The organism is Sphingomonas sp., assembly GCF_035944535.1.
Lineage (GTDB): Bacteria > Pseudomonadota > Alphaproteobacteria > Sphingomonadales > Sphingomonadaceae > Sphingomonas_B.
Window position 1 is genome coordinate 148311 of the sequence record NZ_DASZBC010000011.1, and the last position, 11846, is coordinate 160156.

Genomic DNA, 11846 nt, shown 5'->3' on the forward strand with positions numbered 1-11846 from the left:
GCTCGGCCAGGCGGCATGAAGGACGTCTATATGGGCGCGGACAAGAGCTATGTCGTCGCCTGGTACCGCGACAAGCTGGACCATGCTGGCCAGGAGCGGCTGAAGGCGATCGTGGGTCCCTTCAGAGACGGCATTCAAAAAAGGGAAGGCGGAGATTACTGGCGCGACCTTTTCTGCTGGCCCTCCGCGATCGTGCAGGATGGGCAGAAGACCGGCGTCGTCGCGCCGGTTTACGGCCAAGGCTTCTTCTTCAAGCACGGCTCAGTGCAGGGCGATGTGCTCGGCATCAGGGGCAAGGAGAAGGAGGGCAAGTGGTTCGCGTCCGCCTCCAACCGGGCCAAGTATCTCGCGGCGGAAGAGAAGGGGACCTGGCTCAGCTATCTGCAGGTGGCGCTGTCGATCAGCCGCAGCGTCCGGCGCTTGCACGCAGCGGGGCTTGCCCACTCCGACCTTTCATACAAGAACGTGCTGGTCGATCCGCTGACTGGCAAGGCGTGCATCATCGACATCGACGGGCTGGTGGTGCCAGGCAAATATCCGCCCGACGTGGTCGGCACACCCGACTTCATCGCGCCCGAAGTGATCGCCACCCAGCATCTGCCGAAGACCGATCCCAACCGAAAGCTGCCGTCCACCGCCACCGACCGGCACGCGCTGGCCGTCCTGATCTACATGTATCTGTTCTACCGCCACCCATTACGCGGCGGGAAGGTCCATGACATGGATGCAACCAGGGACGAGGAGCTGACAATGGGCTCCAAGGTGCTGTTCGTCGAGCATCCGACCGATGCCAGCAACCGGGTCAAGGCCGCCGATCTGAAGCCCGCTCAGCTCCCCTGGGGCGATCCGGCGAAAATGCCCTACACGATCGCCGGTCCCTTGCTTGCCGAGCTCTTCCGCCGCGCCTTCATAGACGGGCTGCACAATCCGGCTGCGCGGCCGACGGCGGCGGATTGGGAAACGGCGCTCGTCCGCACCATCGACATGGTTCAGCCCTGCTCCGCCAAATGCGACATGGGCTGGTATGTGTTCGACAATACCACGCGACCGAAATGCCCTTATTGCGGCACCGCCTATAAAGGTCAGCTCCCGGTGCTGAACTTCTATTCGAGCCGCGGCGGCACCGACTTCCGCGCCGACAATCACCGGCTGATGGTGTGGGATGGCCAGTCGCTCTTTCCTTGGCACGTCAACCGGCTGCATTTCCCCAATGAGCATCTGAAGCCGGAGCATCGCAAGCGGGCCGGCTATTTCCAGAAACACCAGGGCGACTGGTATCTGGTGAACGAGAATATGCCGACCATGTACGATGCTAGCGCGAATCAGGACGTGCCGATCGGCAAGAACATCAAGCTGACCGACGGCGCCAAAATCCTCCTCGGACGCGAGGAAGGCGGACGGCTGATCCACGTCCAACTGGTGAGCGGTTAGCCTCCACAAATTCGTCATTCCCGCGAAAGCAGGAACCAAGCTAGGTTCTGGGTCCCCGCTTTCGCGGGGATGACGAGAGAGGATGCATGAGCATGGAGCGAGTGACCGGCGGCTGCCAGTGCGGCCGGGTGCGCTATGAAGTCGGCATAGACAATGACGAGGCTTATCTCTGTCATTGCCGCATGTGCCAGAAGGCGACCGGCGGGCTTGCGGCGGCGTTCAAGAATGTTGCGCAGGCGGAGCTTCGCTGGCTGGGCGCGGAGCCCGACTGGTATCGTAGCTCGCCGATCGCCGAGCGGCCCTTTTGCGCGCAGTGCGGCACGCCGCTCGGCTTCCGCTATCCGGACAGCCCAAAAATGGACCTGACGCTTGGCAGTTTCGATGAGCCTGGCCGTTTCCGCCCGACCAGCCATTTCGGCGCCGAGAGCATGCATGAAGCCTGGCTCGACACCTCGGAGCTGAAGCGGATGCGCAGCGACGAATATCAGCCGCTGGTGGATAGGTGGGCGAAGGCGGGGGCGGCCCTGCCGCTATAGGGCGGATCGCTTCTCGACTTCGCTCGAAGCGAACGGATAGGGAGGCGGGATGAAGCCCACCACTCACTTCTTTACTGCGCCCGACGGCGTGCGGCTCGCCTGGCATGAGTTGGGCGAGGGGAGGCCGGTGGTGCTGATCCACGGCTATATCTCCTCCGCGGACATGAACTGGATCCGCTTCGGCCACGCGGCGAAAGTGGCGAAAGCCGGCTTCCGCGTGATCATGCCGGACCTGCGGGGTCACGGCGCGAGCGACAAGCCGCACGATCCGGATTTCTACACGCCCGACGTGCTGACCACGGACGTCTTCGCGCTGATCGAGCATCTGGGCCTGAACGACTATGATCTCGGCGGCTACTCGCTCGGCGCGCGCACCGTCTCCCGCATGCTGGCGCGAGGCGCGGCGCCCACACGCGCGATCTTGTCCGGCATGGGCCTGGAAGGGCTGACCCAGACCTCCCGCCGCGCCGGCCATTTCCGCCATGTGCTGACCAATCTCGGCAGCTTTCAGCCAGGCAGCGAAGGCTATAACGTTCAGGCCTTCCTCAAATCGACCAAGGGCGACGCCGTCGCCCTGCTCAACATCCTCAACAGCTTCACCGACACGCCGGAAGAGGTGATCCATTCGCTCGACCTGCCGGTGCTGGTGCTGTGCGGCGAGGAGGATGACGACAATGGCTCCGCCGCCGCTCTGGCGGAGGCGCTGCCCCAAGGAAAACTGGTGCTCGTGCCGGGCGGGCATATGAGCGCGGTCCTCAAGCCTGAGTTGGGCGACGCGCTTGCAAAGTGGCTCGCTCGCTAATCACTGGCCGTCATTGCGAGCGGAGCGAAGCAATCGAGGTTCGGGGCCTCGACTTCTGGATTGCTTCGTCGCTTCGCTCCTCGCAATGACGAGAGAGAATGAAAGAGGATGGCTATGAAAAGGACCATGATTTCGGCACTTGCCATGACGGCGGCGCTGGCCGGCGGCGCGGCGGTCGCGCAGAATGCGGCAGCGCCCAGCAAGGCGGATGCGGACGCGTTCGTCGCCAAGGCCGAGAAGGAGCTGGCCGAGTTCGGCGTGGAGTCCGCGCGCGTCGGCTGGATCAACAACACCTATATCACTGATGACACCGACGCGCTTTCGGCCAAATACGGCGCTGTCGGCACCGAAATGTCGGTCAAGTTCGCCAAGCAGGCGGCGCAGTTCCAGAATGTGCCGGGCCTGTCCTACGACACCAAGCGCAAGCTCGACATTCTGCGGGGCGGGCTGGTGCTGCCGGCGCCGACCACGCCGGGCGCCGCAACCGAGCTTAATGAGATCGCGACGCGGCTGAACTCGACCTACGGCAAGGGCAAGGGCACGCGTAAGGGGCAGCCGATCAGCGGCAGCGACATCGAGGCCGCGATGGGCGACAGCCGCGATCCCGCCGAGCTCAAGGAGATGTGGGTCAGCTGGCACGAAAATGTCGGCAAGCCGATGCGCACCGATTACCAGCGCATGGTCGCGATCGCGAACCAGGGTGCGAAGGAGCTCGGCTATCCCGACGTCGGCGCGATGTGGCGCTCGCAGTACGACATGTCGCCCCAGGAGTTCGCAGCGCTGACCGACAAGCTCTGGGCACAGGTCAAGCCGCTCTACGACGAGCTCCACTGCTACACGCGCACCAAGCTCAACCAGAAATATGGCGACGCGGTCCAAGCGAAGACCGGGCCAATCCGCGCCGACCTGCTCGGCAATATGTGGGCGCAGGAATGGGGCAATATCTATGATGTGGTCGCGCCGGCAGGCGCCGGCGATCTCGGCTACGACGTCGAGGCACTGCTCAAGACCAAGGGTTACGATCCGCTTAAGATGGTAAAGACGGGTGAGGGCTTCTTCTCCTCACTCGGTTTCGCACCGCTGCCCGAAAGCTTCTGGCAGCGCTCCATGTTCGTGAAGCCGGCCGACCGCGAAGTGGTCTGCCACGCCTCGGCCTGGGACGTGGACAATAAGGAAGACCTGCGCATCAAGATGTGCATCAAGGTCAATGCCGACGACTTCACCACCATCCACCACGAACTCGGCCACAATTACTATCAGCGGGCCTATAACAAGCAGCCCTATCTGTATCTGAACGGCGCCAATGACGGCTTTCACGAGGCGGTGGGCGATACGGTCGCCCTGTCGATCACGCCCGATTATCTGGTACAGATCGGACTGCTCGACCGGGCCCAGGTGCCGAGCTCCGACAAGGACATCGGCCTGCTGCTCCGCCAGGCGATGGACAAGGTCGCGTTTCTGCCGTTCGGGCTGCTCGTCGACAAATGGCGCTGGGGTGTGTTCTCAGGCCAGATCCAGCCTGCCAACTACAACAAGGCCTGGACCGACCTGCGGCTGCAATATCAGGGGATCACGCCGCCGGTCGCGCGCACCGAGGCGAGCTTCGATCCGGGCGCCAAATATCACGTGCCCGGCAACACGCCCTACACCCGCTACTTCCTTGCACGGCTGCTGCAGTTCCAGTTCTATGAAGCCGCGTGCAAGCAGGCCGGCTGGAAAGGGCCGCTCCACCGCTGTTCCTTCTACGGTAACAAGCAAGTCGGCCAGCGGCTGAACGCGATGCTGGAGATGGGCTCGTCCAAGCCATGGCCAGACGCACTCCAGGCCTTCACCGGCAGCCGCGAGATGTCAGGCGACGCGATGGTCGCTTATTTCCGTCCGCTGATGACCTGGCTCAAGGCGCAGAACAAGGGCCAGAAGTGCGGTTGGTGATCGGCCTGTGACCCGCTCGTCCTGAGCGGAGCACGAAGTGCGTAGTCGAAGGGCGCGAGCTCCGGACTACGCCCCTCGACTTCGCTCGGGACGAGCGTTTCATCGCTTCAGGGCAGCCGTTCCGGCACCATTTGCTCGTCGGCGATCATCGCTTCCATTTGGGCGCTGGAGTCGGTGCCGTCTGTCTGGTGCGCGGCCAAGCCGGTGTCCTGCTCCACCCCGCTCCCCCGGCGGCGACGCGCTAGGGTGAACAGGGACGCGGCGACGCCGCCCAGGATCGCGGCGGCCGCCCAGGGCCGCATTTGCGCTTCGAGCGCCAGGCTCTGCTTTCTCACATACATCTCCCGATTCGAGTGGGTGTCGCCATCGCGGCGGGGCTTGAAGAGGTTGTCGTTGGTGCCGGAGCGCGGCGGCTTATCCGTGGTCTGCGAGCCGAAACCGATCATCTCCATCACCTTGTCGGTCATGCCGGGCGCGAGATTGCCCATCTTGCTGACCAGATAGCCGCCGCCGCCGACCGTCAGCTCGCGCTTGCGGTTCTCTGCCGCAAACAGGATCGCGCGCGCGACCAGTTCCGGATCATAGACGATCGGCGGGATGCGCGCGGGCTCACCCAGCTTGTTGCGGGCATGCTCCGGATAAGGCGTGTCAATGCCGTTCGGCTTGATGAGGGTGACGGAGACCGGCGCACCCGCCTCCTCCAACTCCATACGAAGCGCGTCGGTGAAGCCGCGCACCGCGTGCTTCATCGCCGAATAGACGCCCTGATAGATCATCGCCCGCTCGGACAAGACCGAGCCGATGTTGATCAGCGCGCCGCCGCGCTGCTTCAGCTGTTCGGCCGCATAGAGCGACGCCTCGACCAGGCCGAAATAGCCGACGTCGAAGATGCGGCGATGCTCATCCATCGTCGTTTCCTCGAGCCGGCCATAGAGCGCCACCGCCGCATCATTGACCCAGGTGTCGAACGGGCCGAACCTGTCCTGACAAAACGCGCCGATTTTCGCGGCCGCACCGGGGCCCGCGATGTCGATGTCCAGCGCCGCCGCCCGGCCGCCGCGCAGTCTGATCTGCTCGGCAGCTTCCTCGAGCGCCTGCTTGTTCCGCGCGACCAGGACGACCCGCGCGCCCGCTTCGGCGGCACGGCGGGCGGCGGCAAGCCCGATCCCGCTCGATGCCCCCGTGATAACGATCGTCTGTTCGGCAATCGGCTTCAATCGGCCAGGCATAGATACTCCTCCGGCTGTGTGGCCGGGGAACGCCTCACGAGCGGTTCTTCTCCGTCAGCGGAACGGCGGCTCGTTGAACGCGCGGAGCTTGCGGCTGTGGAGCTTGGGTCCTTCGCGGCGCAGTTCGGCGCATGCCTCGATGCCGATCCGCATATGTTCGTTGATCGCGCGTTCGTAGAAGCGATTGGCCTGGCCCGGCAGCTTCAGCTCGCCGTGCAGCGGCTTGTCCGACACGCAGAGCAAAGTGCCATACGGCACGCGGAAGCGGTAGCCTTGGGCAGCGATCGTCGCCGACTCCATGTCCACGCCCACCGCGCGGGAGAGCGAGAAGCGCAGCGCGGATTGCGAGTAGCGCAACTCCCAGTTGCGGTCGTCGGTGGTGACGATCGTGCCGGTGCGCAGGCGTCGTTTCAGCACCTCCGCGCTCTCGCCCGAGACGGTCTCGGCGGCACGCTGCAGCGCTTGCTGCACTTCGGCGATAGCCGGCACGGGGATTTCCGGCGGCAGCACATCGTCGAGCACATGGTCGTCGCGCAGATAGGCGTGAGCCAGCACATAGTCGCCGATCCGCTGGCTGGGGCGCAGGCCGCCGCAGTGACCGATCATCAGCCAGGCTTCGGGCCGGAGCACGGCCAGGTGGTCGGTGATCGTTTTCGCATTGGAAGGGCCGACTCCGATATTGACCAGGCTGATGCCAGTGCGGTCGGGCGCCATCAGATGCCAGGCCGGCATCTGGTGCCGGCGCCAGGCGAAGTCGGCGACCGCCTTATCGGGGTCGACGGTATCCGGCGTCATGAACAATCCGCCGGGGCCTGAGAGAGCGGTGAAGCGCTCGTCCTCGCTCAGCGTGGCCGCCGCCCACTGGACGAACTCGTCGACATAGCGGTGATAGTTGGTGAACAGCACATAGCGCTGCACATGCTCGGGCGGCGTACCCGTGTAGTGGCGCAGGCGGGCAAGCGAGAAGTCGGTACGCAGCCCATCGAACAGCGCCAAAGGCCTGGGCAGTTCGCCATCGGCAGCGGGAATTCCGTCCGCGATCTCATCGCCGATATGGGCGAGCTCCGTTGCCGGAAACCAGCGCGCCAGTTCGGCCGGGGACACGCCTTCCAGCGTCAGATCGTGACCGGGATCCAAGACATAGGGAAAGGGGATTTCCTGGCGGCTGCGCGTCACCTCGACAGTCACGCCATAGCCTTCGATCAGCAAGTCAAGCTGCTCGGCCAGATATTCGGCGAAGATGCGCGGTCGGGTAACCGTCGTCGCATAGGTGCCCGGTGCGACCAGCCGGCCGAAGGAGCGCAAGGGGGCAGGGGTTGGCCCGCCGCCGCGATAGCGAACGCGCAGCTCGGGGTAGCAGAACAGCCCGTCGCGGCGTTCCTTGCGGTCGGGCCTGGTGCCATCGACCACGAAGGCCGAGATGGCGGATTGGAGCGCCGCGACGGCCTCGTCATAGTGGCGCGCGAGTTCCTCGATCAGCGCGCCCGAGCTTTGTTCGATCTTTTTGTCTGTCATGGCAGGCCGTTAACGGCCCGCCATGACATCGACAAGTCAGGCGTTTTCTTCGGTCTTGGCCGAACCGGTCACCTTGTCGCGCAGGTTGCCGGCCGTCTCCATCACCTTGTCGCGGTTGACATAGGCGGCGGCTGCAGCGGCGACGCTGCCCAGCACGGCGGCGGCGGTGCCCGGATTGTTCTTCACGGCGTCTAGACCGCCCTGGAAGAGTGCGGTGGCGCGCTCGGCCAGCGACTCGTTGCTCTCGTTGGTCTTGTTGTCCTGATTGTTCGCCATACTAACCTCCATCAGAATGTGCGGGCGTAACAACCGACCGAAGCGCGTTCGCGTTCCGCTCAGCCGAGCTGCGACAGCATATGCTCGGCCGAGCTCACGTTGAATTCGCCCGGCTGTTCGACATTCAGCTCCTTCACCACGCCATCGTCGACGATCATTGAGAAACGCTGGCCGCGCGTGCCCATGCCGAACTTGCTCGAGTCCATGTCGAGCCCGATGGCCTTCACGAAATGACCATTGCCGTCGGACAGCATGGTGACCTTACCCTCGGCGCCCGAATGCTTCGCCCAAGCCGCCATGACGAAGGCGTCGTTGACGGCGGTGCAAGCTACTTCGTCTACGCCGCGCGCCCTGAACTCGTCGATCTTCTCGACGAACCCGGGCAGATGCCGCGCCGAGCAGGTCGGCGTGAAGGCGCCGGGCACGGAGAAAAGCGCCACCTTGCGGCCGCGAAAATATTCGTCCGACTGGATCGCGTCGGGGCCGTTCTCGGTCGCCTTGATGAAGGTCACGCTGGGCAGCCGCTCGCCAACCTGGATGGTCATCGTCTGTTTCCTCCGAAAGGCCCTGAGTCGGGCGTCGGCATGCCTCGTGTCCGCGCCGGACGAAGGCGTCAAGGCATTGGGCTTTGTGGCCGCCGCGCCTATAGGTTTGAAATGGATGTGCCATTCCTCACGGGACAGCTGCTGCTCGCCATGCCGGGCATCGGCGATCCGCGCTTCGAGCATGCCGTGATCGCCGTCTGCATGCATGACGAGCGCGGCGCGCTGGGGATCGGCATCGGCCGGCTCGCGCCCCGGCTCGGCCTGCATACCTTGCTCGAACAGTTCGAGATCCCGGTCGGTAACGCGCCCGACGCGCCGGTTCATCTTGGCGGGCCGGTGGAGCCGCAGCGGGGGTTCGTGCTGCATTCGCTCGACTGGGGCGGGCAGGACACGATGGAAGTCGATGGCCGGTTCGCGCTCACCAACACGGTCGACGTGCTGCGCGCGATTGCCGAAGGCAGGGGGCCGAGCCGCTGGCTGGTCGCGCTCGGCTATGCCGGTTGGGGTGAGGGGCAGCTTGACGAGGAGATGACGCGCCATGGCTGGTTCACGACGCAGGCAACCGAGGCGCTGCTGTTCGACACGCCGGTCGAACAGCGTTGGGCCGACGCGTTCAAGAGCGCGGGCGTGGACCCGCGGCTGCTGAGCGCCAGCGCCGGGCAGGCCTAGCCGATCAGGAAGAGCAGGGCGACGCCAAGGCCGATCACGATGACGATAGCGCGCAGGGACTTGGGACTGATCACGCTTGCCAGCCGCCCGCCCGCAGCACCGCCGATCATTGCTCCAGCCGCCATCACCGCCGCAGCACTCCACACCAGTTTGTCGGAAGCAAGGAAAAGCGCGGCAGCGGAGAGGTTGGCGCCCAGCGCCAGTGCCTGCTTCAACCCGTTCAGGCGGGTAAGGCTGTCGTCGATAGTGAGCCCGAGTACGGCGAGAAAAATCACGCTCAGACCCGCCCCGAAATAGCCGCCATAAACGGCCGCCAGCAGCACCGGGATGACCGCCCAGCCAAGCCCCAGCACGCCGGACCGGCGTTGCAGCAGGGCACGAAGTCTGTCCTGAACCGCCAGCAAGCCGCAACCCCCGAGCAGCAGCCAAGGAACGAGCGCCTCAAACTGCCTCTCGCTGCTCGCCAGGATGAGGAGCCCACCGGCCAGTCCGCCGATCAGGGCCGCGGGGATGAGCAGGAGCAGCCGGCCGCCCTGAACCTTCAAGTCGCGCGCCTGCCCGATCACGCCGCCGACATAGCCGGGGAAAAGGGCAACGGTGTTGGTGACGTTGGCGGAGAGCGGCGGAAGGCCTGCAGCGATTAGTGCTGGGAAGGTCAGGATTGATCCGCCCCCCGCCAACGCATTCACCGCGCCCGCGCCCAGGGCGGCGAGTAAGAGCAGGGCGAGTTCAGTGTTGTTCACGAACTCACTCCTCCGTCATTCCCGCGAAAGCGGGAACCCAGATGGCACCGGAGTCGTAGAAGAGCTGGGTTCCCGCTTCCGCGGGGATGACGAGAAGAGCTTCACGCAGCCCGACGCAGCTCCAGCCGGCCGAAGATCTCGACCAGCGCGTCCGTCAGTTCCGCCATCATCTCCGCCGTATGGCTGGGGCCGGGCGTAAAGCGCAGGCGCTCGGTGCCACGGGGCACGGTCGGATAATTGATCGGCTGCACGTACACGCCGTATTCGGCGAGCAGAATGTCGCTGATCCGCTTGGCCTTGACCGGATCGCCGATCATCAGCGGCACGATGTGCGTCGTCGACGGCATGACCGGCAGCCCCGCGTCCGAGAACATGCGCTTCAGCGTCGCGGCGGCCGCCTGCTGGCCCTCGCGCTCGACGGAACTCGCCTTCAGGTGCCTAACGCTGGCGAGGACGCCCGCGACCAGCACCGGCGACAGGCTGGTCGTGAAGATGAAGCCCGGTGCATAGGAGCGGATCACGTCCACGATCACCTGGTCGGCGGCGATATAGCCGCCCATCACGCCGAACGCTTTCCCCAGCGTGCCTTCGATGATGGTCAGCCGGTCGGCAACCTCGTCCCGCTCCGAAATGCCGCCGCCGCGGGCGCCGTACATGCCGACCGCATGGACTTCGTCGAGATAGGTGAGCGCGCCGTACTTGTCCGCCAGGTCGCAGATCGCCGCGATCGGCGCCACGTCGCCGTCCATCGAATAGACGCTCTCGAACGCGATCAGCTTCGGCGTCTCCGGGTCCTCGGCGGCGAGCAGTTCTTCCAGATGCGCTACGTCATTGTGCCGCCACACCCGCTTCTCGCAGCCTGAGTTGCGGATGCCGGCGATCATCGAGGCGTGGTTGAGTTCGTCCGAAAAGATCACGCAGCCCGGCAGGATCTTGGCGAGCGTCGACAGCGTCGCTTCGTTCGACACATAGCCGGAGGTGAACAGCAAAGCCGCTTCCTTGCCGTGCAGGTCGGCAAGCTCCGCCTCCAGATCGACATGATAATGGGTGTTGCCGCCGATGTTGCGCGTGCCGCCGGAGCCGGCGCCGACATCGTGCAGCGCTTCCTCCATCGCCGCGATGACCTTGGGGTGCTGGCCCATGGCGAGATAGTCGTTCGAGCACCAGACGGTGATCGGCTTCGGACCATTATGCCCGGCAAAGCAGCGCGCGTTCGGGAACATGCCTTTGTTGCGCAAAATGTCGATGAACACCCGATACCGACCCTCGGCATGCAGCCGATCGATCGCCTGGGTGAAGATGCGATTATAGTCCAAAGCCCGTGCTCAAAAGCTGCCCGTCCGCTAGGGGCCGTTTACCTTCCTGCGGACGGGCAAGCCAGTGAGAACAACTCGCAATAAGGCTTAGGCGATCGCAGCCTTCCGCTGACGCCGCGAGGCGGCGCCGGCCATTGCGAAGCCGCCGATCATCATCGCCCAGGTGGCAGGCTCCGGAACCGCATTGACGACGTCGGCGGTGCCCTGCAGGTCATCGATCCGGAACGCGGTTGGCGCACCGAAATCCTGAATGCGGAAGTCGAGATTGTTGACGCCCGCGACGAAGCCCGAGTTGATGGTGAAGGACACCAGGCTCGAGAAGCCGTTTATGTCGATCCCGGTGTCAACGCCGTTCAGGAAGATGCGCCCGGCATTGTCGCTGCCGCCGCGGCCGGTGATCACGGCCGTGTTCGGGTTCAGCCCGCTGAGCGTAAAGCTCAGCCGATAGAAGGTCTCGTTGCTGCCCGGGCCGCCATTGCCTGAAAGAGAAATCCAGCGCGAGTTCGCGTCGTCGGCGACATAGCAGCAGTTGAAGGTGACAGCCTGTTGGCCTGCAAACCCCGGTGAAGTCGACGACAGGATCGAATAATGCGGGTCGACCGTGCCGTTGCCGCCGACCAGCGCCACATTGTTGGCGTCGGTGCCTGTGTTGAACAACCCCTGGATCGTGGCACCTGCTACAGGCGCCGTGGCAAGAACAGCCGCTAATGGTAACAGAATGAAAGCTTTCATTTTCAACTCCCCTGTAAGTGCAACCCAGCCGTTTCTGTTCTGCGCGACTGCATGGCGCATTTTCGCGCCTGGCGCTATTTACTTGATCCGCTCTGGCAGTCCCGGTGAGCGAGCTGACAC

The 11846-nt window shown here is 64.5% G+C and carries 12 protein-coding genes; 5 read left to right on the top strand and 7 right to left on the bottom strand.

Annotated features, from left to right (window positions below; all coding sequences use genetic code 11):
- Nucleotides 1-15: 15 nt before the first annotated feature.
- From VGT77_RS12120 to VGT77_RS12135, 4 genes are all read left to right on the top strand, one after another.
- Nucleotides 16-1431, top strand: a complete 1416-nt coding sequence (locus VGT77_RS12120) for a helix-hairpin-helix domain-containing protein (RefSeq protein WP_327462899.1) — start codon at nucleotides 16-18, stop codon at nucleotides 1429-1431.
- Between the two features lie 86 nt (nucleotides 1432-1517).
- Nucleotides 1518-1967, top strand: coding sequence for a GFA family protein (locus VGT77_RS12125; RefSeq protein ID WP_414713396.1), 450 nt, complete (start codon nucleotides 1518-1520; stop codon nucleotides 1965-1967).
- 49 nt (nucleotides 1968-2016) lie between these two features.
- Nucleotides 2017-2769, top strand: coding sequence for an alpha/beta fold hydrolase (locus tag VGT77_RS12130; RefSeq protein ID WP_327462901.1), 753 nt, complete (start codon nucleotides 2017-2019; stop codon nucleotides 2767-2769).
- A gap of 114 nt (nucleotides 2770-2883) precedes the next feature.
- Nucleotides 2884-4701: a M2 family metallopeptidase gene (locus tag VGT77_RS12135; protein ID WP_414713397.1), complete on the top strand. Its 1818-nt coding sequence runs from the start codon at nucleotides 2884-2886 to the stop codon at nucleotides 4699-4701.
- A 107-nt stretch (nucleotides 4702-4808) separates the two neighbouring features.
- On the opposite strand, the gene VGT77_RS12140 is transcribed toward VGT77_RS12135, so the two are convergent.
- The 4 genes from VGT77_RS12140 to VGT77_RS12155 are packed head-to-tail and all read right to left on the bottom strand — an operon-like array spanning nucleotide 4809 to nucleotide 8266.
- The gene (locus tag VGT77_RS12140) at nucleotides 4809-5930 is read right to left on the bottom strand and encodes an SDR family oxidoreductase (protein ID WP_327462903.1); all 1122 of its coding nucleotides are present in this window, start codon (nucleotides 5928-5930) and stop codon (nucleotides 4809-4811) included.
- A gap of 54 nt (nucleotides 5931-5984) precedes the next feature.
- A complete protein-coding gene (locus tag VGT77_RS12145; RefSeq protein ID WP_414713398.1) occupies nucleotides 5985-7445 on the bottom strand; it encodes an AMP nucleosidase in 1461 nt (486 codons plus the stop codon).
- Nucleotides 7446-7481: 36 nt separating this feature from the next.
- Nucleotides 7482-7721 (bottom strand): hypothetical protein, encoded by a 240-nt coding sequence (locus VGT77_RS12150; RefSeq protein WP_327462905.1) that lies wholly within the window; start codon nucleotides 7719-7721, stop codon nucleotides 7482-7484.
- Nucleotides 7722-7780: 59 nt separating this feature from the next.
- Complete coding sequence (locus VGT77_RS12155) at nucleotides 7781-8266, bottom strand: peroxiredoxin (protein ID WP_327462907.1); 486 nt, start codon at nucleotides 8264-8266, stop codon at nucleotides 7781-7783.
- 111 nt (nucleotides 8267-8377) lie between these two features.
- Between VGT77_RS12155 and VGT77_RS12160 the strand changes: the two genes are divergently transcribed.
- A complete protein-coding gene (locus tag VGT77_RS12160; protein WP_327462909.1) occupies nucleotides 8378-8935 on the top strand; it encodes a YqgE/AlgH family protein in 558 nt (185 codons plus the stop codon).
- Here VGT77_RS12160 and VGT77_RS12165 read toward each other — a convergent pair.
- From VGT77_RS12165 to VGT77_RS12175, 3 genes are all read right to left on the bottom strand, one after another.
- Nucleotides 8932-9678 carry a sulfite exporter TauE/SafE family protein gene (locus VGT77_RS12165; RefSeq protein ID WP_327462910.1) on the bottom strand — a complete coding sequence of 249 codons (747 nt, stop codon included), beginning with the start codon at nucleotides 9676-9678 and terminating at the stop codon, nucleotides 8932-8934. The two genes, VGT77_RS12160 and VGT77_RS12165, sit on opposite strands and share 4 nt — an antisense overlap.
- Before the next feature lie 101 nt (nucleotides 9679-9779).
- A complete protein-coding gene (gene hemA, locus VGT77_RS12170) occupies nucleotides 9780-10994 on the bottom strand; it encodes a 5-aminolevulinate synthase (RefSeq protein WP_327462912.1) in 1215 nt (404 codons plus the stop codon).
- Nucleotides 10995-11081: 87 nt separating this feature from the next.
- The gene (locus VGT77_RS12175; RefSeq protein WP_327462914.1) at nucleotides 11082-11726 is read right to left on the bottom strand and encodes a PEPxxWA-CTERM sorting domain-containing protein; all 645 of its coding nucleotides are present in this window, start codon (nucleotides 11724-11726) and stop codon (nucleotides 11082-11084) included.
- Between the last annotated feature and the right edge of the window lie 120 nt (nucleotides 11727-11846).